Genomic DNA, 26,431 nt, shown 5'->3' on the forward strand with positions numbered 1-26,431 from the left:
CACATGTCTTCGCACGCCTTCCCTGACGACCGCAGCTACACCGACGACCACGAGTGGGTCCTGATCGAGCCGGGCGCCACGCTCCCCGACGAGCCGGTCCGCGTCGGCATCACGTCGGTCGCCGTCAACTCGCTCGGCGAGCTCGTCTTCGTCGACCTGCCGGAGGTCGGTGCGACCATCGTCGCCGGCGAATCGTGCGGCGAGGTCGAGTCGACCAAGACCGTGTCCGAGCTGTATCCGCCGGTGAGCGGCCGGGTCACCCTGATCAACACCGCCGCAGTCGACGACCCCGGCCTGGTCACTTCCGACCCCTACGGCGAGGGCTGGCTGTTCGCCGTCCAGCCGTCCGCCGCCGGCGAGCTCCTCACCGCGGCCGAGTACGCCGCGAAGAACGGGGTGCAGGCATGAGCGTCCTGAACCGCGACCTCGCGGATTTCGACCCGGACGTCGCCGCACTCATCGGCAAGGAACTCGAGCGTCAGCGCACCGGCCTCGAGATGATCGCGTCGGAGAACCACGCACCGCTTTCGGTGATGCAGGCGCAGGGTTCCGTGCTGACCAACAAGTACGCCGAGGGGTACCCCGGACGCCGCTACTACGGCGGCTGCGAGCACGTCGACTCCATCGAGCAGCTCGCCATCGACCGCGTCAAGGCCCTCTTCGCCACCGAATACGCCAACGTGCAACCGCATTCGGGCGCCACCGCGAACGCGTCGGTGATGCATGCGCTGATCGAACCGGGTGACACGATCCTCGGACTGTCCCTCGCGGACGGCGGCCACCTCACGCACGGCATGCGCCTCAACTTCTCCGGCAAGCTCTACAACGTCGCCGCGTACGGGGTGTCCGAGCAGGACTACCTCATCGACATGGACGAGGTGGCGAAGGCGGCACGCGAGCACCGGCCGCAACTGATCATCGCCGGCTGGTCGGCCTACCCCCGGCACCTGGACTTCGCCCGCTTCCGGGAGATCGCCGACGAAGTCGGCGCGTACCTGATGGTCGACATGGCCCACTTCGCAGGCCTGGTCGCCACCGGGTTCCACCCGTCCCCCGTCCCGCACGCGCACGTCGTCACGTCGACGACGCACAAGACGCTGGGCGGACCCCGCGGCGGCATCATCCTGACCAACGACGCGGCCATCGCGAAGAAGATCAACTCCGCGGTGTTCCCCGGCCAGCAGGGCGGCCCATTGGAACACGTGATCGCGGGCAAGGCAACGGCATTCAAGATGGCGGCCGAACCCGAATTCGCGGAGCGTCAGGAGCGCTGCCTGGACGGTGCGAAGGTACTCGCCGAACGGCTCAGCCGACCCGACGTCAAGGAAGCCGGAATCAGCGTCCTCACCGGCGGCACGGACGTGCACCTCGTCCTCGTCGACCTGCGGGATGCCGCCATCGACGGGCAGCAGGCCGAGGATCGCCTCGACGCGATCGGAATCACCGTCAACCGCAACGCCGTCCCGTTCGATCCACGGCCGCCGATGGTGACGTCCGGTCTGCGCATCGGCACACCGGCACTCGCCGCCCGCGGCTTCGGCAGGGACGACTTCGTGTCGGTCGCCGACCTGATCGCCCAGGCCCTCGTCGCGCCCGCCGACGCGGACACGTCCGGGTTGGCCGCCCAGGTCCGGGTGCTCGCGGACAAGTACCCCCTCTACCCGGGCCTGTAACTCGTGACGATCAGTGTGTTCGACCTGTTCTCGGTCGGTATCGGACCGTCGAGTTCGCATACCGTCGGCCCGATGCGGGCGGCGGGCACGTTCGTCGACGACCTCGACACACTCGGCGTTCTCGGGGACGTCGCCGGTGTCCGTGTCGATCTGTACGGATCGCTCGCGGCCACCGGCGCCGGCCACGGCACGATGTCGGCGATCCTCCTCGGTCTCGAGGGGTACCGACCGGAGACCATCGCCACCGAGGAGATGGAGACGCGGCTCGCAGCGGTGCGGGCGAGTCGGCGGATCCGCCTCGGCGGGACGGTCGACATTCCGCTCGCCGAGGACGAGATGGTGTTGCACCCGTTGACGGTTCTGGACTTTCACCCCAACGGCATGACCCTCACCGCGACTAGCGTCACCGGTCGTGAACTGCACGCGCAGACGTACTATTCGATCGGCGGCGGATTCGTCGTCACCGACACCGAACCGGAGGTGTCCGTCGCCGCCGGCGCGAATTCGCTGTCGTTCGGGTCCGCGCGTGAACTGCTCGCCCTCAGCGAGCACTACGGTCTCACGATCAGCGAGGTCATGCTCGAGCACGAACGCGCCCTCCGGCCCGAGCCGGAGGTCCGGGCGCGGCTCCTGCACATCCGCGACGTGATGGTCGAGTGTCAGCGACGCGGAATCGGCCGGGACGGGTATCTGCCCGGAAGTCTGCGGGTGCGCCGACGCGCCCGCGGCTGGTACGAGCGGCTGAACGTGGAGGATCCCGGTCGTGATCCCGCGTTCGCCGAGGACTGGGTGAACCTGGTGGCGCTCGCCGTCAACGAGGAGAACGCGTCCGGTGGACGGATCGTCACCGCCCCCACCAACGGCGCGGCCGGCATCATCCCGGCGGTCCTGCACTACGCGCTGCACTACACCCCCGCCGGGAAGGCCGACCCGAACGGAACAACGGTGCGATTCCTGTTGGCGGCCGGCGCAATCGGATCCCTGTACAAGGAACGGGCCTCGATCTCCGGGGCCGAGGTGGGCTGTCAGGGCGAGGTGGGTTCCGCGGCGTCCATGGCCGCTGCCGGGCTCGCCGAGATCCTCGGCGGCAGCCCGGAGCAGGTGGAGAACTCGGCGGAGATCGCGATGGAACACAGTCTCGGTCTGACGTGTGATCCCATCGGCGGCCTGGTGCAGATTCCGTGCATCGAGCGCAACGCCATCTCGGCGGGCAAGGCGATCAACGCCGCCCGGATGGCGCTGCGCGGCGACGGCACGCACCGAGTCAGTCTGGATCAGGTGATCGAGACGATGCGGGCCACCGGCGCCGACATGAGCTCGAAGTACAAGGAGACGTCCACCGGCGGTCTCGCCGTGAACGTGTCGGTGAATCTCGTCGAATGCTGACGCAAGTCCTCGAGGACCAGTGAATGGACGCGGCGCCGGGGATCCGATCGGGATCCCCGGCGCCGCGGTCATGCGTGTGCGGGCTGCAACAGACCGATCCGGTCGAATCGCTCCGCACGGTCGGAGAGTCGCTGGGTGGTGTCTGCCGCATCGAGGAGCGACAGCTCGCGGTGGAGCACCGCACCCACCCGGGTGCAGAACGCCGTGGATTCTTCTGCCGCATCGGGGAATTCGGGGATTACCTCGTCCACGATGCCGGTCGCAAGGAGATCGGACGACCGGATTCCCTGGCGGGCGGCCATGTCCGGCGCGTGCGCGATGTCGTGGTGCAGGATCGCGCTCGCACCTTCGGGTGGCAGGGGCGACAGCCAGCCGTGCTGGGCCGCGAGCACCCGATCGGCCGGGATCAACGCGAGCGCGCCGCCACCGGTGCCCTGCCCGAGCAGCAGAGAGATGGTGGGGACGTCGAGCGAGACCATGTCGGCGATGCAGCGGGCGATCTCACCGGCCAGACCGCCTTCCTCCGCCTCCTTCGACAATGCCGCGCCCGCGGTGTCGATGACCGTCACCAACGGCAGGTTCAGTTCCGCCGCCAGCCGCATTCCCCGGCGGGCCTCCCGCAGCGCGCCCGGGCCGAGCGGCGACCGCGTGGTCTGCCCTCGACGGTCCTGTCCGAGTAGGACGCACGGCATGTCACCGAACCGGACGAGAGCGAGGATCAAACCCGGATCGACCTCACCCTGACCGGTTCCGTTGAGCGGAAGAACATCCGACGCGGAGTGGAACATCACCTCACGCACACCCGGCCGGTCCTCGCGGCGCGAGGCGACCACCGAATCCCAGGCGGGGACGTCCGGCAGACTCTCGTGCACGGGGGCGTCCGCGAGCGACGGCCGGCCACCACGGCCGGAGGTGATGATGCGCAGCGCGCGGTCGACGATCTCGGCGAGTTGGTCCGGCGGCCGCACCGCGTCGATGAGTCCGTGCGCGTGGAGGTTCTCGGCGGTCTGGACGCCCGCCGGGAACGGCGACTCGTACAGCGCCTCGAACACGCGCGGTCCGAGGAAGCCGACGAGCGCTCCCGGTTCAGCGATGGTGACGTGCCCCAGCGACCCCCAGGATGCGAAGACACCGCCGGTCGTGGGGCTCCGCAGGTAGACGAGATACGGCAGGTGCGCCTCCTTGTGCTTGATCACCGCCGCCGTGATCTTGACCATCTGCAGGAACGCGGTCGTTCCCTCCTGCATTCGCGTGCCACCCGACGTGGGCAGGGCGAGCAGCGGAAGGCGTTCGCGCGTGGCGCGCCGGATCCCGGCGACCAGACGCTCGCCTGCGGCAACGCCGATGGAGCCGCCCAGAAAGCCGAATTCGCAGACGAGGATTGCCGTTCGGCGGCCGCGGATGGTGGCCACCCCGGTCAGCACCGCCTCGTCGAGGCCGGTCTTCTCCTGTGCGCGAAGAAGTTCGTCGGCGTACTCGGAGTCCGCCGCGACCTGGATCGGAGGCGTGTCCCACGATTCCCAGGTGCCGGCGTCGACCACGAGGTCGAGCAGTTCGGGAGCGGTCAGGCGAGCCATCAGCTGCACTCTTTCAGCCACGACAACACGGTGTCGTTGTCCGCGCCGAGCACCGGCGGTGCGGTGTGCCGGGTCTCGGTCACCTCGGTGCCGTCCGGTTCGAAGAACCGCAGGGGCGGGCCGGGCAGCGTGATGTTGCCGAGTGTGCGGTGGTCCACGTCGACGAGCAGTCCCTGCGACTTGGTCTGCTCCCATTCGTAGACTTCGGAGATCGTCCGGACGCGTCCGGCGGGCACCCCGATGCGGTCGAGTTCGATGAGAAGTTCGTCGCTGGTGTACGCGCCGAACGCATCCTCGACCAGTTCCAGGACCTGCTTGTGGTTCTCGACGCGTTCGGGATTCGTGGCCATTCCGGGGGTGTCCGGATCGAGGTGGAAGCCCGCGCAGAACCGCTTCCACAGTCCTTCGCTGCCGACGGAGATCTGGACGGCGCCGTCGGCGGTGCGGAACAGCCCGTAGGGCGAGATCGAGGGATGGTGGTTGCCCTGCGCCTCGCCGACCTCGCCGGCGACGGTCCACTTCGTCCCCTGGAAGGCGTGCACGCCGACGACGCTGGCCAGCAACGACGTTCGCACGACGCGGCCCCGTCCGGTGCGCTCACGTTCCTGCAGGGCGGCGACGACGCCGAACGCCCCGTACATGCCGGCGAGCAGGTCCGCGATGGGCACTCCGACGCGCTGGACGTCGTCGGGATTGGGGCCGGTCAGCGACATCAGCCCGGCCTCGCCCTGCGCGATCTGGTCGTACCCCGCGCGTCCGCCTTCGGGTCCGTCGTGACCGAATCCGCTGATGGACAGGACGACCAGGCGCGGGTTCAGCTCCGCGAGCCGTTCGGTGGTGAATCCCAGGCGGTCGAGGACGCCGGTGCGGAAGTTCTCCATGAGGACGTCGGCGCGCCGGACGAGGGATTCGAGGGTGGCCCGTCCGTCGTCGGCCTTGAGGTCGAGGGTGATCGACTTCTTGTTCCGATTCGCGGACAGGAAGTACGTCGATTCCCGCTCTGCGTCCGCCGGCTCCACGAAGGGCGGCCCCCATCCGCGGGTGTCGTCGCCGCCGTGCGGGGTCTCGATCTTGATGACGTCGGCGCCGAGGTCGCCGAGCATCATCGCCGCGTGGGGGCCCGCAAGTGCGCGGGTCAGATCGACGACGACCACTCCTTGCAGCGGACCTGTGCGCTCCATCGTGTTCGTGGACATGTGAAACCACCCGTTACTTCCTGGCGAGAGCCGCGAGAGCTGGACTGTTGGTGCAGTGACCTAGTGGACTAGCCAATTAAATGAAACATTTGATCCGACCGATGTCAAGAGGTTGAGAATCGACGCAAGGACGCGGGGAGGCGGGCCGGGTCGCCTCCCCGCCGACCGTCAGAGCCAGCCGGGCACCACGAGAATCGCCCAGGCCACGAGTGGCCCGATGGCGACGACGAGGGCGCTGTACTTCAGGATCTGCTTGTAGAAGCGGTCTCGATCGACATTCTGTGCGTTCGCGAGGACCAGCGCTCCGTTGGTCGAGAACGGACTGACGTCCACGATGGTCGAGGAGATGGCGAGCGCGACGATGACTCCCACCGCGCCCACCTCACCGGCGAGGAGGAACGGGACGGCGAGCGGAATGGTCGCTCCCAGAATCGCCGTGGACGACGCGAACGCGGAGACGATGGCCCCGATGTAGCAGAGCAGCAGGGCGACGAGAAGCGGCATCCCCAGGCTCGCGACCGCGTTTCCGACGTACTCGACGGTGCCCGCCTCCTGCAGGACCCCCACGAAGGTGAGCACGCCGCCGATGAGCAGAACCGTCGACCAGCTGATCTGCGCGATCGCACCCTTCTGCGCCTTCGGCGAGGCGAGCGCCAGGATGACGGCCACCGTCATCGAGATGAATCCCACGTCCAGGTCGAGGATCAGCGAGAACACGGCGAGCGCGGCGAGACCGACCAGCGTGAGGGCCTGATCGAATGTGACTCCGGAGCGTGCGGGTGCGCCCGCGAGGGTCGCTGTCGGGCGCACCTTGGTCGCGGTGGCCCCTCCCGATCCCGAGTCGCCTCCGGTCGCGGGCACTCCTCCGCCCGACCCACCGGCGCCGCTTCCTCCCGTGTCCCCGGCGGCGTCGTCGTGCACGCTGCGCCCGATCAGGTCCCGTCCGCCCAGGAAGACGAATAGCAGTACCCCGATAGCGGCGTTGAACAGGAGGCTTCCGAGGAACAGAGTGAGCGGGCTGTTGGTCAATCCCGCCTTGGACGCGATGTCGTTGACCGTGACGCCGTAGATGCTGATCGGCGAGAACCCGCCTGCCTGCGCCCCGTGGACGACCATCATGCCCATCAGGAGGGCGTTGATCTTGTAGCGGGCGGCGAAGCCGAGAGCGATCGGCGCGACGATCGCGACGGCGGCGGGGCCGAGCGCGCCGATAGCGGTGAGTACCGCCGTGATCCCGAACATCACCCAGGGGATCAGCGCGACACGTCCGCGGACCAGCCGGACCGCCCCGCGGACCATGAGGTCGACGGTCCCGTTGTTCTGGGCGATCGCGAAGAGGTAGGTGATGCCGACCAGCGTCAGGAACAGGCTGCTGGGGAATCCGGCGATGATGTCGTCGCTGCTCATGTGCAGTGACAGGGTTCCGACGAAGAAGGCGGCAACGAAGCCGAGAGCGCCCATGTTCACGGGCAGCACGGTCGCCGCCAGGAACATGACAGCGAGCGCAAGTATGGGAATCAACTCGGTCGACATGAAAAGTCTCCGGTTCTGTGGCAGTGGCAACTGGTCTCGACCGCCGCCCGCGAGCAAATTGACTCAGTGGCAGATTGGCCTAGCCACTTCATAAAAGCAGTGTCATGGATCACTGTCAATAGGAACTATGGGTGCGGTTACATGCCTGTGCGAGATACCGTGGAGTAGTTTCAGTGGAATGGAGAGTGGGTGGCCCAGTGGCTGAGCAACTGCGTCCGGTAGCACGACCGCGGCTGTACGAGGTGATCGTCGAACAGCTCTGCGCCCATATCGCCGACCACGAGATGACGCCGGGCGACCGCCTCCCCGCCGAGCGTGAACTCGCCGCTCAACTGGGCGTGAGTCGCGCTTCGCTGAGTCAGGCGCTCGTCGCCCTCGAGGTGCAGGGTGTGGTGTCGGTGCGGCACGGGGACGGTGCCGTGCTCGTCCGCCGCCCCATCGAGGAACGAGCGGTCAAGGCGCTCCGGGAACACGCCGACCGTCTCCCCGAGGTGATCGAGGCCCGCGAGGCACTCGAGGTCAAACTCGCCGGGCTCGCCGCCGAGCGCCGGACCGACGCGGAAATGGCGGCGATCGATTCCGCCCTCGCGACGATGGAAGCCGAGATCGCCGCGGGAGATCGCGGCGTCGTCGGCGACGAGCAGTTCCACGAGGCCATTACCGTCGCAGCGCACTCGTCACTGCTGGCCAAGCTGATGCACGAGATTTCCGGGCTGATCCGGGAGACCCGGATCGAATCCCTCTCCCAAGCCGAACGCCCGCGGGCCTCGCTCGAGGGGCACCGGCGCATTGCGACGGCGATTCGAGACCAGGACTCCGCGGGCGCTTCCCGTGCGATGGCCGATCACATCCGGATGGTGTCCGACGTCGCGCTGCTGCGCGAGGGCGGGTAACCGGGTCTACCCGCCGACCACCGACTGCGGCCGGTGGGCACCGAGGATCTCGTCGGTGTCGGCGCCCAGTACCGGCGGCGCGGACGTCAGATGCGGGCGCTCGCCGGCGAAACTGACCGGGAACGCGATCTGCTGCAGGCTGCCCAGCGTCGGGTGGTCGACCGTGCCGATCATCCCGAGTGCCGCAGTGTGCGGGTCGGCGTAGATCTCGTCGAGATGCCGGATCGGTGACACGGGCACGGCGTGTGCGGTGAGCGTGTCGCACCACTGCTCCACGGTTCCCGACGCGAAGGCCGTCGACAATTCCCGCTCGAGATCGCCGCGATTCGCCACGCGGTCACGGTTGCGCTCGAAGCGCGGGTCGGTCGTCAGATCGTCGCGTGCGATCGCGGAGCACAGACTCCCCCACTGGCTGTCGTTGCCCACCGCGACGACGAAGTATCCGTCGCTGGCGGGAAACGCTTGATACGGAGCGAGATTGGGATGACCGGAGCCCAGCGCGCCGGGACGCTCGCCGGTCGCGAAGTAATTCGTCGCCCAGTTCACGTGCAGGGCGAGCTGGCACTCGAACAGCGACGTCGTCACGTACTGCCCTCGGCCGGTCCGCGACCGCTCCACCAGGGCAGCGAGCACGCCGATCAGACCGAAGAGCGCCGCCCCCAGATCCCCCATCGCGAATCCGGCCTTCATCGGCGCCCCGCCCGGCTCACCGGTCAGCGACATCAGTCCGCCCGCGGCCTGCGCGATCATGTCGTAACCCGGTTCGTCGCGCAGCGGACCGTCCTCCCCGAACGCGGAGATGTGCAGCACGACCAGATGCGGGTACCGCTCGGACAGCGTCCGGTAGTCGAAGATCCGCTGCAATCCGCTGCCGGGCTTGAAGTTCTCGACGACGACGTCGGTCTCCTCCAGGATGCGGTGGATGACGTCCTGTCCCTCTTCCGATTTGAGGTCGACGGTCACCGACTTCTTGCCCCGGTTGATCGCGAGGTAGTACGTAGCGTCGGGGCCGACGAACGGCGGACCCCACGACCGTGTCGGGTCGCCGCCGTCGGGGTGTTCGACCTTGGTGACATCGGCGCCGAGGTCCGCGAGCGACATGGTGGCGTACGGTCCGGCGAGGATCTTGGAGAGGTCCAGCACCCGCACCCCCGCGAGGGGCGCCGGTCCGGTGTGGGTCGTGGTCACAGGAGAACTCCTGTCGCAGAGTCGGATCGGGGTGCGGCGGCCTGCGCGGCCTCTGCGGCCTCCGCGACGACGTCGGTACCGTCGACGACGGCCGCGAGGTGGTCGAGGGCCGCCCCACAGAGGTGCCCGGTGTCGCCGGACAGGTAGGCGTTCGCGACGAGCAGCGACCGGTAGCCGCTGCCCGAGGTGATCGCGAAGTCGGCGAGGTCGTAGAGCAGGGTGGCCATCGCCGCTCGGGCCAGTTCGTTCGCGTAGCGCGCGCACCCGGCCTGCGCGGTGTCGTCGTCTCCGGCGACCAGCAGGTCGCCTTCCGCGACCAGGTCGTTCCAGCGTCGGCGGAGAACGTCGGCGCCGGGGCCACAGTCGGGTCCGAGTCCGGCGAGGACGCCGCGCATCGTGTCCGCCAGCCGGTGATGCGCACCGAGCTTGCGCATGCACCGCAACACGTCCAGGGCGATGACGTTGCTCGAGCCTTCCCAGATCGACCCCAGGTGGGCGTCGCGGACCAGGCGGGCGTGAGCCCATTCCTCGATGTAGCCGTTGCCGCCCCGCACCTCCATGGCCTCGCCGGTGACCACGCGCGCCCGTTTGCAGATGTAATGCTTCGCGAGCGGGGTGAGGACCCGGATCAGGGCACCCGCGGAGTCGTCGCCCGCGTCCGCCGCCTGCAGGCACTGCGCGCTGTACGCCACCAGGGCGAGCGCCGCCTCGGCGTCCAGCGCGAGCGGCAGCAGGGTTGCGCGCATCAGGGGCTGGTCGAACAGGGCCTTGCCGAACACCACCCGCTCCCGGGTGTGGTCGACGGCGTCCCGCACGGCTCGTCGCATCAGCGCGCTCGACCGCATCGCGTTCGACAGCCGCGACGTGTTCACCATCTCGGCCATCTGCCGGAACCCGCGGTCGAGTTCGCCCACCTGAAGGGCGTACGCACCGGTCAGCGACACCTCGCCGCTGGGCATCGAGCGAGTGCCGAGCTTGTCCTTCAGCCTGTCGATCGTGTAGCTGTTCCGCTCGCCGTTCGCCAAAACCTTGGGCACCATGAACATTCCGACGCCGCGGGTGGACTGGTCGTCCCCGCCGGGGAACCGGGCCAGGGTCACGATGACGTCGGCGTCGGGATTGGACGCGAACCACTTCTTCCCGGTCAGCCGCCACGCGTCGCCGTCACGCTCGGCCCGGGTCTCCGTGCGGGCGATGTCGGTGCCGGCCTGCGGTTCGGTCATGAACATCGCGCCGGTCATCGCGCCGTCGGGGTCCGTCGACGTCAGTGCGTCGATCCACGGTCCGAACACGTCCGGGTCACCGAACATGCGCAGCGTGCGGGCGGCGGCATCCGTCATCGACACCGGACACGCCAACCCGAACTCGGCTTGCACGAAGACGTACGACGCGAGGTACTTCACCAGGTGCGGCGGGACGTCGTCCCAGCCGTGCAGGCCGCCGCGGTGCGACAGTGCCGACAGTCCGTATTCGCTGTATGCGGCTCGGCACAGTTCCTGGTAGGAGGGGTGGTACGCGATCCGGTCGATGCGTTCGCCGTCACGGTCGAACTGCTGCAGCACCGGCGGATTCTTGTCGGCGGTGGCGGCGAGGGCGTCGAGTCGCCCGCCGGCGTCGGCACCCAGCCGGTCGAGCAGGGTGTTCAGCTTGTCGCGGTCGGACGGTGCGGCCCACCGGGCGACGACGGCGCGCAGGGCGGGATCGGTGTGAGCGAAATTCATGAGTGAGCAACATCTTTCCGGGTCGAGGACTGTTCGGGACGGGACTCGGCGGCGGTCCCGCCCGACCGGGCTTTCCCGCGGCGGAGCAGCAGGGTCATGCAGGCGAGCGAGAGCACGACGTAGCCGAGTCCGAGGGCGACGACCGGCCAGATCGAGTCGGTGTGGGTGAGCAGGAACTGGCAGAGCATCGGAGCTGTTCCGGCGAAGATTGCCGTCGACAGCTGATACGACAGCGAGATCCCGGTGTAGCGGACGTTGGTCGGGAAGACCTGGGCGAGGATGCCGGCGAGCGCGGCGTAGTACATCGCGTGCGGTGCGGTGGCCAGCACCATGCCGAGCATGGCCAGGGGCACCGATCCGGTCTGCACGAGGAGGAACATCAACGGCAGCAACACGAGTTCGGGCAGCAGCATCCACCGGATCGCCCGCGACGGATCGATTTTCGTGGCCAGCACGGCGCCGAACGGCTGCACGAGTACCTGTGCGACGAGCGCGATCGTGATGACGAGTAGGAAGTCCCCGCGGTCGAATCCGAGGTCGGCGGTGGCCCAGGCGAGTGCGAACGTGGTCTTCACGTAGGTGATGGCGACACCCGCGACCACGGCACCGACGCCGAGGACGAGTTCGGCCGGGTGCGAGCGCAGCACCTCCACGAGTGGCATCCGGGTGCGCTCCTGGGCGACGACGGCCTTCTTCATCTCCGGTGTCTCCGAGATCCGCAGCCGGATGTACAGTGCGACGACGACGAGCGCGGCGGACGCGAGGAACGGCAGGCGCCAGCCCCAGGACTCGAACACGCTGTCCGACAACAATGTCAGCGCCAGGAACGCCAGGGTCGCGAGCAGATTGCCGACGGGCGATCCCTGCTGCGCGAACGCGCCGTACAGCACCTTCTTGTTCGGCGGCGCGAATTCGGTGGCGATGAGCACGGCGCCACCCCACTCACCGCCCATCGCGATGCCCTGGACCACGCGGAGCGCGACGAGGAGGATCGGCGCCCAGATTCCGATCTGCGAGTAGGTGGGGAGACAGCCGACGCCGACCGTTCCGATCCCCATCAGGATCAGCGTGATGATCACGGCGTTCTTGCGGCCGAACTTGTCGCCGAAGTGACCGAACACGATCCCGCCGAGCGGGCGGGCCACGAAGCCGATCGCGAACGTCGCGAAGGCGGCGAGGGTGCCCACCGCGGGCGAGGCGTCGGGGAAGAACAGCCGGCCCAGTACCAGCGCGGAGGCGGTGCCGTAGATGTAGAAGTCGAACCACTCGATGGTGGTGCCGACGAACGCGGTGACACCGGCCTTGCGGGCCTGCCGGGTGCTGTATTCGGGTGGTGCCGCGTCGCGGCCGGGAATCGGGTTCACGGTTCTCCCTGACTTTCGTGCTCTTGGGCGTCACACCGAGGTAGGGGTGGTGTGCATCACTATGGCCGGGATTCCGTGTAGAGTCCAAGACTTAATTCAGCTTGTTTAGGTGATTCAGACACATAGTTCCGAGGAGGGGTCGTGGAACTCCGTCACCTGCACGCCTTTCTCGCGGTCGCGGAAGAACTGCATTTCGGCCGGGCCGCCGAGCGTCTCCATGTGGCGCAATCCCCGCTCAGCCAGACCGTGCGGGCCCTCGAACGGGAGCTCGGCACCGACCTGTTCGTCCGCACCACCCGCTCCGTGCGGCTCACTGCCGCCGGCGAGGCGCTGGTGGGTCCGGCCCGGACCATCGAGGCGCAGGTCGGGATCGTGCGGGGCATCGCGCAGGCGGCGGCCGCCGGGGAGACCGGCCGCGTCACCGTCGGCTTCGGCGGTGCAGGCGGCTACACGGTGCTGTCCGTTCTCGCCCGTTCCCTCGCCGACGCCTACCCCGGCATCGAACTCGACCTACGCCCGCAGATGTACTCGGGTGAGGTGCTCGACGCCCTCACCCGCGGAACCCTGGACATGGGCATCGTGGGGTTGCCGGTCCCGCGGGGCTTCGCCACCCACACCGTGCTCGAGGAGGCACTGATGGTGGCGGTCCCGGCCGGGCACCGTCTCGTCGACGCGGGCGCCGTCGTGCCGCAGGAATTGGCGAGCGAACGGTTCGTGATCTACCCCGCCGAACACGGTTCCGTGGTCCGCGACGCCACGCTCGCCCTGTGCGCGGCAGCGGGATTCGCCCCCGTCGTTGCGCACGAGGCGCCCGACCCGTACAGCCTGCTCGCAATGGTCGGCGCCGGTGTCGGCGTGGCCGTCGTGGTGGATTCGACGGCGCACCTCACGATGGACGGCGTCGAATACCTGCCCATCGCCGGCGACGCCCCCACCCTCCCCATCGCCATGGCCTGGCAGGACTCAAATCCCTCACCTGCGGTGCAGACGGTCACGCGGGTACTGCGCGACGTGATCGGGGAGGTCGGGTAGCCGATGCACGGGGGAAGCTCAGACCGACACCGAGAAGACGTGGGCCAGGTGGGTGATTCGCAGGGCACGGGCGAGTTTCGGGCGATCGCTGCCGTCGGCGATGTTCTCGCCCTGCGCGCCGAGGTGTGCGATGACCTCGGCAGCCCATGCCACATCGCTCTGTAGCGGGGACAGTTCGCGATTGACGATCGCTGTGTGACCGACGTGCATGCACAGCTTGCCGGTCATGCCCATCGACCTGGTGACGGCCAAGGCCTCGGACAGATCGGGTTCGCCGGTCAGGCACGGGCCGTCGATGGGACCGGGGAGGCCGGCCGCCCGACTGGCGACGACGAGCCGTCCCCGCGCGTAGGCCAGCGCGCCGGGGTCGGCGCCCGCATCGGTGTCCCGACGGAAGTCGCCGGTGCCGAAGGCAATTCGGGTCGTGGCACCGGCCGAGGCGATGTCGAAAGCGAATTCGACGCCACGCGCCGATTCGACCAGCGCGAGGATCGGGATGCCGGGCAGCTCGGCAGCCGTGCGATCGATGTCGTCCGCGGATTCGGCCTTGGCGAGCATCACACCACTCAGTCCCGGGAGCCCCCGGATCGCGTCCAGATCAGCGGTCCAGTCCGCGGTGGTGACGTCGTTGATGCGCACCCACCCGGTGCCCCCACCGGCCAGAAAACGCGCAACATCTTCGCGGGCTTGTGTTTTCGAGGACGGAACAACACCATCCTCGAGGTCGAAGATCACCGCGTCTGCCGCCGAGTCCGCGGCTGCGGCGAACTCGTCCGGACGTGAGCCCGCGACCAGAAGCCAGGAGCGCGCATGTGTCGCGGGGACAATGGCGGCTTGTGCCGACGATGCGAGGGTCATCCGATTCTCGTTTCCTCTCGATGTGAACTTCTACTCGGGCGAGGACTGCGCTGTCCTGCATTCGAGGTGCTGGGTGTGATGCGTCGATCAGTGCGCGGCGACACCGGTGAGATGATCGAGTGCGGCGAATTCGCGGTCCACCGTGGGTGCGGTGAGCAGGCCGGCGAGTCGCCGGGGGGACAGGATGTCATCGACCTGCGCGCGCGTGAGCAGACCGTCGTCGACGGCGAGGTCGCCGACGTAGGCGCCGGTCGCCAGGGCCCTCTTGGCGATATCCGCGCTGGCGGCATATCCGATGAACGGCGAGAGCGCGGTGACGATGCCGATCGAGCGCCGAACACCCTGCTCGAGGCGGTCGCGGTTGGCGGTGATCCCGTCGACGCACTTCACAGCCAGGGTGTCCGATGCCGCGGCCAGGTGCGTCGTCGAGCGCAGCAAACTGTAGACGATGACGGGTTCGAACGCGTTGAGCTGGAGTTGCCCGCCCTCGGCGGCCATCGTGACCGTCAGATCGTTGCCGATCACCTCGAACGCGACCTGGTTGACCATTTCGGGGATGACCGGGTTGACCTTGCCGGGCATGATCGACGAACCCGCCTGGGCCGGAGGCAGATTGATCTCACCGAGCCCGGCGGTCGGCCCGGAGGAGGTGAGCCGCAGATCGTTGCACGTCTTGGACAACTTGACGGCGACCCGTTTGAGGATGCCGGAGACCTGCACGAATGCTCCGCAGTCCTGGGTTGCCTCGATCAGATTGCCCGCCGGGACGACCGGTTCACCGGTCAGCTCGCGCAGGTAGTTGCAGGCGAGCGCGGAGTACTCGGGATGGCCGTTGATCCCGGTGCCGATGGCGGTGCCGCCGAGGTTCGATTCCAGCAGCAGAAGCGCCCCCTCGGAGAGCCGGGCGCAGTCCTCGTTCAGCATGATCGAGTAGGCGGCGAACTCCTGCCCCAGGGTCATCGGTACCGCGTCCTGCAGCTGGGTGCGACCCATTTTGACGATGTCGTCGAATTCGATCGACTTGCGCTCGAATGACTCCGCGAGCCGACCGAGCGAGGCGATCAACAGTCGGAGATGCTCGACCAGCGCGAGTTTGATCGCGGTCGGATACACATCGTTGGTGGACTGCCCCAGGTTCACGTGAGTGAGGGGGTCGAGTTCGGTGTAGGCGCCGCGTCCGAACCCCAGGATCTCGAGTGCGCGGTTCGCGATGACCTCGTTGACGTTCATGTTCGACGAGGTGCCCGCTCCGCCCTGGATCGGATCGATCGGAAACTGGTCGAGCAGTGCCCCATTACGAATCTCCGTGCACGCGGCCACAATCGCATCGGCCCGCCGGTCATCGAGGAGGCCCAGGTCCCGGTTCGCCAGGCAGGCAGCCTGTTTCACCGTCGCCAACGCCGCGACCAGTGCCGGGTACTGACCGATGGTGGACCCGGTGATCGCGAAATTCTCCATCGCCCGGGCGGTGTGGACGCCGTAGTACGCCGCCGCCGGTACCGCCAGATCTCCGATCGAGTCGTGCTCGATCCGCACATCGCTGTCGCTCAACTTTTCCACCAACACCTAATTCGCCGTTCTACTTGACAGGGCCTATGACGTCGATCACTGTTGTCGCACAGTACACCACATCCAATATATTGGAGCTGTTGAATGACGACATCCCCCGCCATCCCTGCCGACTCGGCGACAGCACCCGAGGACGCCGATACGTCTCGCACACCACGCAAGTGGTGGAAGTTCTGGAAGCTGCCGATCGGTGTGCAGTCACTGATCGCCGTCGGCGTCGGCGCACTCATCGGCACGTTCGCCCCCGCCGTCGGCGAGCAACTCAAACTGGCCGGCGACGTGTTCCTCAACCTGGTTCAGATGATCGTCGTCCCCTTGGTCTTCCCGCTCATCGTGCTCGGAATCGCGCGCATGGATTCGGCGAAGAAGGTCGGCCGCATGGCCGCCAAGGCGATCCTGTACTTCGAGATCGTCACCACGATCATCCTGCTGATGGCCGTCGCGCTGGCGAAGCTGCTCGACATCGGTTCCGGCGCCCCCGTCGCCGGCGCCGACGAAGCCTCCGTCGAGACCCTCGAGCAGGGCATCGACTTCCACGAACTACTCCTGCACGCTGTCCCGAAGAACGTCTTCGCCGCCTTCGCGGAGGGGAATCTGCTGGCAGTGATCGTGTTCGCCGGGTTCGTCGGCGTCGCACTCGCCGCGATCGGTGAGCAGTCGAAACCGATGACGTCCGTGCTCGACTCGCTCGCCAACGCGATGTTCAAGGTGGTCGGCTACGTCATTCGCCTCGCTCCCCTCGGGGTGCTGGGCTTCATCAGCTACGACGTCGCGCACTACGGGTTCGGGAACCTGTCGAGCCTGCTCGGCTTCCTCGCCGTCGTCTACGTCGGGATGGCGATCATCCTCGGCATCATCTTTCCGATCATCGCCGCGATCTTCCGCGTCGAGTACGTCACCATGCTCAAGGCCATCGGAAATCTGGTCGGACTTGCGTTCGTCACCCGCAGCTCCGAGGCAGTGCTCGCGCCACTGCTGCTCAAGCTCGAGGGGCTCGGCGTCAGCCGCTCGACGACCTCGTTCGTCGTGCCGCTCGGCTACTCGTTCAACACCGACGGCTCCGTCCTCTACCAGGCAGTCGCCCTGGTCTTCCTCGCCAACGCCTACGGCGTCGACACCTCGATCCCCACCCTGCTGCTGATGGTCGGCGTGCTGGTCATCTTGTCCAAGGGCATGGCCGGCGTTGCCTCCGCCTCGATCGTGGTGCTCATCGCCGCAGGTAACACCATCGGCCTTCCGGCCGAAGCCGTCGCACTCCTGCTGGGGGTGGACTTCATCGCCGACATGGCTCGCACCGCGGTCAACGTCGTCGGAAACTCCCTCGCCGCGTCGGTGATCGACAAGTCCGAGGAGAAAGCCGAGGCGAAGGCCGCCCGATCCGCCGCAACGCCTGGCGACGAACTCGGCGACACGGTTCTCGCCGGGCGACGCAGCGCGGATGGGTAGTCGGGGCCCGGACCATGAACAGTCGACGAAGACACACTCGGTATCGTCGCGACAAGGCGCCCGGCACTCACCCACGCGGCCCCCGGGAGCGTGCGGCGTGCAGAGTACAGTATCCAGTATGTTGCGTGATAATCCGGTGGAGCGCCCCCGCATGAGCGACGTCGCGTTCGAGCGGATCTGCGACGCGATCGTCACCGGTGAGCTCGCGCCCGGATCCAAGGTCAAGGACAGCGAGCTTGCCGAACATCTGGGCCTGAGCCGCACCCCGGTGCGCGAGGCTCTGACCCGGCTGATCGACACCGGACTCGTCGAGGCCAAACCCGCCGCCTTCACCCGGATCACCCCGCTGAACCGCGCCGATGTCGAGGCGACGCTGGCGGTGATGGAGGTATTGGATCAGCTGGCCGTGAAAACGGGGGTGCCCAACCTCACCGACGACATGATCGACGTGATGCGCACCGCCAACGACGACCTCGCGCAGGCGATCAAGACCGACAACATCGGTGCGGCCCTCGCTGCGGACGACACCTTCCACGGCGTCATCGTCGACGCTGCCGGCAACCCACTGCTCAAGCGCCTCATGCACCAGGTGCACCCGCAGATTCACCGGATCTACTACCGCAAGTTCTCCAGCCTCCGCGGCTGGCAGGACGCCATCGAACACCACGACAACCTGATCACACTGTGCGCGGCCCGGGACGAAGCAGCGGCCGCCGAAATATCGTCACAACACCGACGATTCCTCGGCGGCCTGATCGGCGAACTCTTCGACATCGACGAGTCCACCTCCGCCACGTCGTAACCAGCTGCTCCCCCCGTCCGCCGCGGTGATCACCGCGGCGGCCGGGGGGAGCATCGTGTCGGCGGGACCGTCGGTGCGACGGTCAATACATACGTACGTATGGTTGTCTCGCCTACGCCAACCGCACCGTGACCGGCACGGATTCCCAGGACCGCAACGTGTTGTTGAGGTGTCGGTGCACCGGCCCGGCGATCTCCAGCGAGTCCACTCGGGATGCCAGTGCCGTCAGCAGTGCCTCCGATTCGAGCCGGGCGACGTGCTGGCCGACGCACTGGTGAATTCCCATCCCGTACCCCACGTGCCCGGACGGGTTGCGGCCCAGGTCGAACGCGTCCGGGTTCTCCCACCTGCGAGGGTCCCGATTCGCGGCGCCGAGAAACATCAGGATCTTCTTGCCGTCCGGGATGGTCGTGCCGCCGATCTCGGTGTCGCGGGTGGCGGTGCGGAAGAACGTCTGGACCGGCGACTCCCACCGGACCGCCTCGTCGAATGCGGTCCGGGCCAGCGTGCGGTTCTCCCGCAGCCTCGCCCACTGGTCCGGATGCGTCGCGAACGCGTAGAGCACGGCCGCGAGCCCGTTGACCGTGGTGTCCACCCCCGCCGTCAGCAGCGAGCGCACGACGAGCGGCGCCTGCTCGTACGTGATGTCGCCGCGGTCCGCCGCCGCCCAGATCTGCGCGCCGAACCCGTCGCCGGTGAGCGCGTTGCGAGCGCATTGCGCGTTGACCCAGCCCACCAGTTCGGCCACCCGCGGCGCCCCCTTCTCCACCAGACTGTTGACAGGACCGAAACTGTTGAATGCGTGGTCCCCGTACGGCAGCAGGTTCTCGCGTCCGGCATCGGGAATGCCGACGGCGTCCGGGAAGACCCGCAGCGGGAACGCGGCGGCGAGGGCGGTGACCGCGTCGAATTCGGTTGTGTTCGCGAGTAACTGGTCGACGAGGGCCTCCGCGTCCTGGATCCACGCTGCCCGCAGTTTCTGCAGCGCGCGGGGGCCCAGAATCTTGCTCAGCACCGCCCGCGGAGCGTCGTGGTGCGGCGGGTCGGCCTCGAGCAGGACACTCGGGGGACGCCACGGCGTTTCGTCCCGGAAATTGCTCAGGCCGACTCCGGCAGCGGATTGGAACGACTGCCAGTCGGTCAGCGCGGCATGGACCTGCTCGTAGCGCCCCAGCGCAAAGACGTCGTATCGCCGCAGGTACACGACTGGTCCGGCGTCCCGCAGGTCGGCCTGGAACGGTAACGGGTCCTGCAGGACGTCGAGGGCGAACGGGTCGGCGTCGCTGACGGGCAACGCGGGAGCGGGGGCGAACATCGTCACGGTGAGTCCCTTCGGGTGGGGGTGTCAGAGGTCGAGCACGAGGCGGTCGGAGCAGGACCGGGAGACGCAGATGAGCATGCAGTCGCCGGCGGACCGCTCCTCGTCGTCGAGGACGGAATCGCGGTGGTCGGGGGTGCCGGCGAGGACGGTGGTCTCACAGGTCCCGCACGTGCCCTCGCGGCACGAGGACAGGATGTTGACCCCGGCCGCCTGCACGGCGTCGAGGACGCTGGCGCCGGGTGTCACCGTCACCGCGAGGCCGGAGCGCGCGAGTTCGACCTCGAACGGTTCGTCGCGCAGCGGCTCGCCATGGTCCTTCGGGACGAATCGTTCGGTCCTCAGCGTGCCGACTGGCCTGTCCGCGCAACACTTTTCGACGGCGGAGAGCAGTGGCCCGGGCCCGCACACGTAGACCTTCGTGTCGTCGTCGGCGGCGGCGAGATGCGCCGACAGGTCGAGGTGGCCCTGCTCGTCCCGCGGCACGACGGACACCCGGTCGCCGTAGGTGGCGAGTTCGTCCCGGAACGCCATGGACGTGCGGGTGCGGCCGCCGTACAGAAGCTGCCAGTCGATGCCCATCAGCTCCGCCTGGCGGACCATCGGCAACAGCGGGGTGATCCCGATACCACCGGCGATGAACAGGTACCTCGGTGCGGGGACGAGCGGGAAGTTGTTGCGCGGACCGCCGACCCCGACGAGATCACCCTCCGCGAGTACGTCGTGGACGTACGCCGACCCGCCCTGGCCCGCCGGTTCCCGCAGCACCCCGACGCGGTAGCTGTACGCGTCCCACCGGTCGCCGCACAGCGAGTACTGCCGCGTCAGCCCGTTCGGGAGCAGCAGGTCGATATGGGCCCCCGGTGCCCAGTCCGGCAGGCGCCGCCCGTCGGGGTGGCGCAGGGTCAGTGCGACAACACCGTCCGCGACAAGCTCTTTGGCGACAACTCGCAGCGCCGCGTCTGCTGGCGCACCGGAAGAAACCGGGTTCTGTGGCATCTCGACTCCTCGATCTCGCGTTTGTTCGAGGATCTTCCGAGCCGGGGGTGAGCCGCCAGATCATTTTCAATAGTTGAAAGTCGGGATGTTACCGGGGTCACTCAACTGGGCGGAAGCTGTTCGCTGCCCGCCCGGACGCCGCCGAGGCTGAGTTATCAGGTGTGCGCCCTCCGGCTGATGTCCTTGTCGACGGCAGTGGCGATGTCGTGGACGAGCCGGGAGTGCCAGAGTTTGTGTGCCTCGAGGTCCGCGGTGAGCGCGTGGCAGTCCGGGCATTCCCGGGGGCTGGGTTGCGAGGTGCTTTCCATGATGCTGCGCTTTCTGGGAGAAGTGGTTCCGATTCCACCGTGGCACGGCCGGGGCGGATAGTCCACCGCGCACAGCCTCACAGACATTGGTCAGCCGCCCGCGCAATTGCGCCGGATTCCGGCAAATCCGTGGGCGTCTGCCACCTGGGCATGCCTCATTGCGGCGCCGCCGCCATCACGCGGGTGATGCCCTTCGCCGCCGCCTGAAGTACGGGGATCTGCGCGTACGCCTTCTCGTCGTTCGGCACGATGACCGACAGCGCGGCGACCACCTTGCCGTGGCCGTCCCGCACCGGGACCGCGACGCCCGTGGTGTCCGGGTAGAGGTGGCCGGCGCAGAGGATGTAGCCGTGCCGACGCACGTCGGCCAGGACTCCCCGCAGCTGCCGTGGAGTGCGAATCGTGTTGTCGGTGTACACCTTCAACGGCTCGTTCAGGATGCGCTCCTGAAGCTCCGACGGTCCGTGCGCGAGCAGGACCAGCCCGGACGAAGACACGTGGAGCGGCATCCGGCCCGCGATGCGCGTGTAGTTGACCACGGCACCCGGTGCCGTGAGCCGCTCGATGAACAACACCTCGTCACCTTCGAGGACACCGAGCTGGGTGTGCTGCCCGACGACGGCGTGCAGGTCCTCCATGAACGGCATCGCCGCTTCCCTGAGCCCGAGGGTCGGGGACGCCCGCGACGCGACCTCCCACAGGCGGACCCCGATCCGCACCTTGCGTTCCTCACGCTCGAGCCAGCCGCACCCCACCAGTTCGTCGATCAACCGCGACGTCGTGGAGATGTGGAGACCCGACCGTCGCGCGATCTCGGACACCGTGAGCAACGAATCGTCCGAACGGAACGATTCGACTATCCGCACCGTCCGGGCCAGGACGGACTCACCGGTGTGCACACGTGCCATGCCTTCAGTGTGCACACCGGCCGGCGCTCACCGTAGGTCGCGCCGCCGGAACGCCGCGACGCCCACCCCGATCAGCACGACCGTGATCAGGAGCAGCCACACGATCGGCGTCGCCTCGAACTGCCCGCCCGGCAGCTTCGGGGCGTGGCTGAACGGCTCCAGATTCAGCACCGTCTGCGGGAACTGCGCGATCGACCCGACCATGAAGATCAGGAGGAACGCGACGAGCACGCCCCACGCCACCGGCGTGAACCGCGGGACCACACCGAACAGCAGGACCGTCACTCCGGCGAGCATCCAGATCGCGGGAAGCTGCACGAGCGCCGCCCCGATCACGTCGGGCAGGGCTCCCCCCACGTCGCCGATGGATGCGCCGTATGTGAGTCCGGCGGCCACTCCGGCCACGATCATCGCGACCGCAGGCCCGAGCAACGCGAACAGGATGTGGCTCGACGCCCACCGGACGCGGCCGACGGAACCGGCCGTCACGGGTTCGAGGCGCTGGGCGTTCTCCTCGGAATACAGCCGCAACGACGCGGAGATCGCGTAGGCCGCGGCGGCGACCGCGAGCATCGTGAACGCGTAACCGATGAACGATTCCTCCAGCGACTGCGAACCGCCCATCCGCGTGATGATGTCCCGGATCGTCTGGCTGTCGCCGACCTGGCCACCGATCCCCTTCGCGGCGCTGCCGATCAGCAGGCCGTACAGTCCGAGCCCGGCGGTCCAGGCCGCGAGCGTGCCGCGGTGCATCCGCCACGCCAGTCCCAGAGTTCCGGCGAGCGCCGGCGACGCGTCCGTGGGGCCGGGGCGTTCGGCGATCAGGCCGGCGCCGACATCGCGTCGGCGCAGGAGAGCGTATGCCGCCCAGGTGAGTACGACTGCCGTGACGAGGCTGGGGACGACCACCCACCAGCGTTCGTCGGCATACGGACGGATCTGCAGGTCCCAGCCGAGCGGTGACAACCACGACAGGGTGCCGGACCCGGCGTCACCGACCGCGCGCAACGCGAACGCGACCCCGAGCACCGTCAACGCGACGCCGCGCGCGACGCGGGCGCCGGTACTCACCTGCGCCGCAACGGCTGCGACCGCCGTGAACACCAGACCGGAGCAGGCCAGTGACGTCCCGAACGCGACCGAGCCGCCCACCGGAAGGTCCCGGGCGAGCAACGCTGCCGCACAGAGAATCCCGGTGACGACGGAGGCGCCGCCGGCGAGGAGCAGCGCCGCGGTCAGGCCCGAGTACCGTCCGACGGAGGTCGAGTCGAGAAGCTCCGCCCGGCCGGTCTCCTCCTCCGCGCGGGTGTGCCGGATGACCGTCAAAATCACCACCAGCCCGATCAGCGTGTAGTAGATACCGGCCTTCCAGACCCCCACCGAGCCGAGGCTGGAGTTGAAGATCGGGCCGTACATGGCGATCTGCGCGGGGCTGGCCGCCGTGGTGGCCGCGAACTCCGCCAGCTGAGCGTCGGAGGTGTAGATGTCGGCGATGCTCGCGACGTACAGCGCGGGCGCGAACGCGAAGATCAGGATCCACAGCGGCAGCGCGATCCGATCCCGGCGCAGGAACAACCGCAGAAAGTGCCGTGTCCCCGTGAAATCCGAGGAAGACACCGGCGCCGGCTCCACGGGCCGGTACCGGGACACCGTGGCGGTACTCATGCCCGCACCTTCTCCACCGTGTCGGACGACGTCGTACCGTCGTCGATCTCGTAGTGCCGCAGGAAGAGTTCTTCGAGGGTCGGCGGCTGACTGACGAGGCTGCGTACTCCGGTGTCGCCGAGCACCCGGATGAGCTCGCCGAGATGTTCGCTGTCGACCTGGCAGTGCAGCGTCGACCCGTCGAACTCGATGTCCGCCACGCCGTCGATGCGGCTCAGATCGCCGGGGTCACCGAGAAGTTCGGCAGTGATCGACGTACGGCTGAGATGCCGCATCGACGCCAGTGTCCCGGATTCGACCGTACGTCCCGACCTGATGATGGTGACCCGCTCACACAGCGCCTCCACCTCGGACAGGATGTGGCTGGACAGCAGCACCGTCACCCCGCGGTCGCGGGCCTCGGCGACGCATTCCCGGAAGACCTGTTCCATCAACGGGTCCAGGCCCGACGTGGGTTCGTCGAGCAGCAGCAGGCGCGCGTTCGAGGAGAACGCCGACACCAACGCCACCTTCTGACGATTGCCCTTCGAGTACGCGCGGCCTTTCTTCCGGGGGTCGAGGTCGAAACGCTCGATCAACTCCTGTTTGCGGGTTTCGTCCAGCCCGCCGCGCATCCGGGCGAGGAGGTCGATGGTCTCGCCGCCGGACAACGACGGCCACAGCGTCACGTCGCCCGGGACGTACGCCATCTCGAGATGCAGGGCGACGGCATCGCGCCAGGGATCGCGTCCGAAGACGGCCGCCTCACCGCTGTCGGAATGGAGGCTGCCGAGGAGGACGCGGATGGTGGTGGATTTTCCGGCGCCGTTCGGCCCGAGGAACCCGTGCACCTCCCCTTCGCCGACCTCGAGGTCGAGTCCGTCCAACGCCCGGGTTCGTCCGAACGTCTTCACCAGGTTGCGCACTTCGATGATCGCACTCATAGCTGCTCCTAGTTCGGGGAGTCGGTATGTTCTGCGGGAGCCGCCGCCTGCGCGGCACCGTCTTCGGTGGCCAGGTACGCCTCGAGCGTCGACGAATCCGGCAGCAGGCCTTCGGTGTACATCTCGAGGGCGGGCAGCGTGACGTCGGTGGCGAGGTCGCGGATGGCCGTGGCGTAGTCGAGCGGAGCTTCCTTGTCGGCGCGCATCTGCAGGTAGAGCAGCATGGCGCCCACGTTGTAGAGGGTGAGGTAGCGCGCCCGCGCCTTCGGGTTGCGGCTGGGCCGGACAGTTCCGGCTGCCACTCCCAACGCGAGATACTGCTCGGTGTCCTCCACCATGTGCTCGAAGAGGGATTCGCCGAGGCCTCCGCCCGCCTGAAAACTCCGCACGATGTACGCGACGAGCGGGGCGTACTGCTCGATCTCGGCGAGGGCGTGCATTGCGCCCGCCGGCCCGGGCGTCGAAATCGCCTCCGTCTTCTGCTCCCGGATGATCCGCAGGACGTGCTCGTCGCATTCGGCGCGCAGGCCGTCCTTCGAACCGAAATGGTGGATCACCAGACCAGGTGACACTCCGGCTGCGGTGGCGATCGCCCGTACCCCGGTGCTGAAGCCGTGATTGCCGAACACCGTGATGGCCGCGTCGCGCACTCGGGCGCGCGTGGTCAGATCGGGTTGCGGGACCTCGGAACCAGCACTGGTTGAACGCATGTTTAATACGCTAAACGCGCGTTCAACCGCACGCAAGGGGTGAGGGCGTCAAGATTTCGTCAAGGCGGGAAGACCCGGCTCGGCCGGGCGCCCGGTGAACGCGACGCTCGGGCGGGGATACCGGTTGCGGGCACAGGCCTCGTCCAGCGCCTCGTCGACGACCTCCCTCAGATCGGCCCGATCGTCGTCCTGCAGGACCAGTTCCGTCAGGATCACCCCGTAGTCGCGCCGGACCTGTTCCATCAGCCCGATCGCGTCGTCGATGGCCCCGGAACCGGCAGAGCAGCGGAAACCGATCAGCCGCAGTTGCGGCTGCTCCATCACCGCACGCAGCGCGTCCTCGATGCTCGAGTTATCCGTGCCGAGTGCCGAGAGGTCGAGCACCGTGTTCTGCCGTGGCTGCTCGTGCACGAACCGGTGGGGAAGATGAAGCGTCATCGGAACCTCCTCGGGGATTCAGTTCCAGATCTACCCCCGACACGCGAGGTCGCGGCCGTTCTTGACGGCACCATGACTCCGCGGGCCGCGATCCTGACGCGGTGTTGGCGCCGCGGGGGTCGCCGTCCCTATGCCGTTGCCTTCTCGACCGCGTCGCGCGTGAGGCCGGCCAGTTTCTCGACATTCTCGGTGGTAGCCGGATAGCCGGCCGAAGTGACCCCGATGACGTACTCGCCGGCGAGCGCGCCGTACCCGATGTGCGTGTCGTCTCCCTGCGTCACGGAACCGGCGAATGCCTTGTCGCCGACGTCGGCCGGCGCCGGTAGCGCCGCGAAACCCGGGACGACTTCACTGTTGTCGATCGCCTGCTCGAATGCGGTCGCGGCCGCGTCGGGGCTGGGATATCGATCGACGGAGACGGTTACCCTTCTGCCGTCGCCCCCTTCGTAGATCACCATTCTCGTCGCGTCGGGGGTGCCGGACGCAGTGGAGTTCTCGCTCGTCGCCGTCTGCTGTTCTATCTCCGGGAAGTACGTCTGTACGACGTCCAATCCCACCAGAGCCTCCTGAGGCAACAGGATCGCCTCGGATGTCGACGCCTCCGGCTGCGATTCGGCATCAGACTGCGTGTCCTGCTGCCCACACCCACCCGCGAACAGGACTCCGGCCAGGATGGTCACGAGGATGGCGAGAGGGGCGCTACTGCCGATCCTTTCCACGCGGTACCGCTCCGCTGATTGCACCATGCTCGATACCCCCTGTTGCTCGGGACAATGCCTCGTCGTGTGGCCAATTGGTAGCTGACCGACCGGAACTCGCACGGCACCAATTCTCGCCGATCCGGATGCCGTGGACAATCACCTCGCTACGTTCGGCCGTTCCGCAAGCTCACCGGGGTCGATGTCAGAACGGGTTGTAGATCCA

At 67.9% G+C, this 26,431-nt stretch carries 24 protein-coding genes; 7 read left to right on the top strand and 17 right to left on the bottom strand.

Annotated features, from left to right (window positions below):
• The first annotated feature begins 3 nt into the window (after positions 1-3).
• The 3 genes from gcvH to QM806_RS30340 are packed head-to-tail and all read left to right on the top strand — an operon-like array spanning position 4 to position 3,059.
• Positions 4-408 carry a glycine cleavage system protein GcvH gene (gene gcvH / locus QM806_RS30330; RefSeq protein WP_005256602.1) on the top strand — a complete coding sequence of 135 codons (405 nt, stop codon included), beginning with the start codon at positions 4-6 and terminating at the stop codon, positions 406-408.
• Entirely contained in the window at positions 405-1,673 is a 1,269-nt protein-coding gene (gene glyA, locus QM806_RS30335) for a serine hydroxymethyltransferase (protein ID WP_054246252.1), read from the top strand. The genes gcvH and glyA overlap by 4 nt, the downstream gene beginning before the upstream one ends.
• Before the next feature lie 3 nt (positions 1,674-1,676).
• Positions 1,677-3,059 carry an L-serine ammonia-lyase gene (locus QM806_RS30340; RefSeq protein WP_005574622.1) on the top strand — a complete coding sequence of 461 codons (1,383 nt, stop codon included), beginning with the start codon at positions 1,677-1,679 and terminating at the stop codon, positions 3,057-3,059.
• A gap of 68 nt (positions 3,060-3,127) precedes the next feature.
• Here QM806_RS30340 and QM806_RS30345 read toward each other — a convergent pair whose 3' ends face one another.
• The 3 genes from QM806_RS30345 to QM806_RS30355 all read right to left on the bottom strand — a co-directional run bounded on the left by QM806_RS30345 (position 3,128) and on the right by QM806_RS30355 (position 7,365).
• Positions 3,128-4,636, bottom strand: coding sequence for a carboxyl transferase domain-containing protein (locus QM806_RS30345; protein WP_043793979.1), 1,509 nt, complete (start codon positions 4,634-4,636; stop codon positions 3,128-3,130).
• Positions 4,636-5,832 carry a CaiB/BaiF CoA transferase family protein gene (locus QM806_RS30350; protein WP_005574624.1) on the bottom strand — a complete coding sequence of 399 codons (1,197 nt, stop codon included), beginning with the start codon at positions 5,830-5,832 and terminating at the stop codon, positions 4,636-4,638. Before QM806_RS30350 ends, QM806_RS30345 begins: the two co-directional genes overlap by 1 nt.
• A gap of 168 nt (positions 5,833-6,000) precedes the next feature.
• Positions 6,001-7,365 carry an SLC13 family permease gene (locus tag QM806_RS30355; RefSeq protein WP_005574625.1) on the bottom strand — a complete coding sequence of 455 codons (1,365 nt, stop codon included), beginning with the start codon at positions 7,363-7,365 and terminating at the stop codon, positions 6,001-6,003.
• 197 nt (positions 7,366-7,562) lie between these two features.
• On the opposite strand from QM806_RS30355, the gene QM806_RS30360 reads away from it, so the two are divergent.
• Positions 7,563-8,258 carry a FadR/GntR family transcriptional regulator gene (locus QM806_RS30360; protein ID WP_005256585.1) on the top strand — a complete coding sequence of 232 codons (696 nt, stop codon included), beginning with the start codon at positions 7,563-7,565 and terminating at the stop codon, positions 8,256-8,258.
• Positions 8,259-8,264: 6 nt separating this feature from the next.
• Here the strand turns inward: QM806_RS30360 and QM806_RS30365 are convergent, their stop codons facing one another.
• From QM806_RS30365 to QM806_RS30375, 3 genes are read right to left on the bottom strand one after another with little or no spacing between them, the layout of a single operon-like run.
• Positions 8,265-9,446 (bottom strand): CaiB/BaiF CoA transferase family protein, encoded by a 1,182-nt coding sequence (locus QM806_RS30365; RefSeq protein WP_283293852.1) that lies wholly within the window; start codon positions 9,444-9,446, stop codon positions 8,265-8,267.
• A complete protein-coding gene (locus tag QM806_RS30370) occupies positions 9,443-11,167 on the bottom strand; it encodes an acyl-CoA dehydrogenase family protein (protein WP_283293853.1) in 1,725 nt (574 codons plus the stop codon). The genes QM806_RS30365 and QM806_RS30370 overlap by 4 nt, the downstream gene beginning before the upstream one ends.
• On the bottom strand, positions 11,164-12,531 hold the full coding sequence (locus QM806_RS30375; protein ID WP_133985370.1) for an MFS transporter: 1,368 nt from the start codon (positions 12,529-12,531) through the stop codon (positions 11,164-11,166). The genes QM806_RS30370 and QM806_RS30375 overlap by 4 nt, the downstream gene beginning before the upstream one ends.
• Positions 12,532-12,672: 141 nt before the next feature.
• On the opposite strand from QM806_RS30375, the gene QM806_RS30380 reads away from it, so the two are divergent.
• On the top strand, positions 12,673-13,563 hold the full coding sequence (locus QM806_RS30380; protein WP_005250530.1) for a LysR family transcriptional regulator: 891 nt from the start codon (positions 12,673-12,675) through the stop codon (positions 13,561-13,563).
• 18 nt (positions 13,564-13,581) lie between these two features.
• On the opposite strand, the gene QM806_RS30385 is transcribed toward QM806_RS30380, so the two are convergent.
• Entirely contained in the window at positions 13,582-14,421 is an 840-nt protein-coding gene (locus QM806_RS30385) for an HpcH/HpaI aldolase/citrate lyase family protein (protein WP_283293856.1), read from the bottom strand.
• Between the two features lie 87 nt (positions 14,422-14,508).
• Positions 14,509-15,957: an aspartate ammonia-lyase gene (locus tag QM806_RS30390; RefSeq protein WP_133986759.1), complete on the bottom strand. Its 1,449-nt coding sequence runs from the start codon at positions 15,955-15,957 to the stop codon at positions 14,509-14,511.
• Between the two features lie 117 nt (positions 15,958-16,074).
• Here QM806_RS30390 and QM806_RS30395 point away from each other — a divergent pair, with 117 nt between their 5' ends.
• Positions 16,075-17,436: a dicarboxylate/amino acid:cation symporter gene (locus QM806_RS30395; RefSeq protein ID WP_269591747.1), complete on the top strand. Its 1,362-nt coding sequence runs from the start codon at positions 16,075-16,077 to the stop codon at positions 17,434-17,436.
• A 151-nt stretch (positions 17,437-17,587) separates the two neighbouring features.
• Positions 17,588-18,238, top strand: coding sequence for a GntR family transcriptional regulator (locus QM806_RS30400; RefSeq protein ID WP_005256574.1), 651 nt, complete (start codon positions 17,588-17,590; stop codon positions 18,236-18,238).
• Between the two features lie 112 nt (positions 18,239-18,350).
• Here QM806_RS30400 and QM806_RS30405 read toward each other — a convergent pair whose 3' ends face one another.
• The 9 genes from QM806_RS30405 to QM806_RS30445 all read right to left on the bottom strand — a co-directional run bounded on the left by QM806_RS30405 (position 18,351) and on the right by QM806_RS30445 (position 26,253).
• The gene (locus QM806_RS30405) at positions 18,351-19,553 is read right to left on the bottom strand and encodes a cytochrome P450 (RefSeq protein ID WP_054246267.1); all 1,203 of its coding nucleotides are present in this window, start codon (positions 19,551-19,553) and stop codon (positions 18,351-18,353) included.
• Between the two features lie 30 nt (positions 19,554-19,583).
• On the bottom strand, positions 19,584-20,555 hold the full coding sequence (locus tag QM806_RS30410; RefSeq protein ID WP_283293858.1) for a PDR/VanB family oxidoreductase: 972 nt from the start codon (positions 20,553-20,555) through the stop codon (positions 19,584-19,586).
• Between the two features lie 155 nt (positions 20,556-20,710).
• On the bottom strand, positions 20,711-20,863 hold the full coding sequence (locus QM806_RS30415; RefSeq protein ID WP_005256569.1) for a hypothetical protein: 153 nt from the start codon (positions 20,861-20,863) through the stop codon (positions 20,711-20,713).
• A gap of 155 nt (positions 20,864-21,018) precedes the next feature.
• Positions 21,019-21,771 carry an IclR family transcriptional regulator gene (locus tag QM806_RS30420; RefSeq protein WP_065492378.1) on the bottom strand — a complete coding sequence of 251 codons (753 nt, stop codon included), beginning with the start codon at positions 21,769-21,771 and terminating at the stop codon, positions 21,019-21,021.
• Between the two features lie 27 nt (positions 21,772-21,798).
• Entirely contained in the window at positions 21,799-23,436 is a 1,638-nt protein-coding gene (locus tag QM806_RS30425) for an ABC transporter permease (protein WP_054246260.1), read from the bottom strand.
• The gene (locus QM806_RS30430; RefSeq protein ID WP_005563605.1) at positions 23,433-24,359 is read right to left on the bottom strand and encodes an ABC transporter ATP-binding protein; all 927 of its coding nucleotides are present in this window, start codon (positions 24,357-24,359) and stop codon (positions 23,433-23,435) included. Before QM806_RS30430 ends, QM806_RS30425 begins: the two co-directional genes overlap by 4 nt.
• An 8-nt stretch (positions 24,360-24,367) precedes the next feature.
• A complete protein-coding gene (locus QM806_RS30435; RefSeq protein WP_005563603.1) occupies positions 24,368-25,069 on the bottom strand; it encodes a TetR/AcrR family transcriptional regulator in 702 nt (233 codons plus the stop codon).
• A gap of 48 nt (positions 25,070-25,117) precedes the next feature.
• Positions 25,118-25,507 carry a type III PLP-dependent enzyme domain-containing protein gene (locus QM806_RS30440; protein ID WP_007301768.1) on the bottom strand — a complete coding sequence of 130 codons (390 nt, stop codon included), beginning with the start codon at positions 25,505-25,507 and terminating at the stop codon, positions 25,118-25,120.
• Between the two features lie 128 nt (positions 25,508-25,635).
• A complete protein-coding gene (locus QM806_RS30445) occupies positions 25,636-26,253 on the bottom strand; it encodes a hypothetical protein (protein ID WP_005566469.1) in 618 nt (205 codons plus the stop codon).
• Positions 26,254-26,431: the final 178 nt, after the last annotated feature.

It is taken from the genome of Rhodococcus sp. IEGM 1351 (assembly GCF_030056875.1).
GTDB classification, from domain to species: domain Bacteria; phylum Actinomycetota; class Actinomycetes; order Mycobacteriales; family Mycobacteriaceae; genus Rhodococcus_F; species Rhodococcus_F opacus.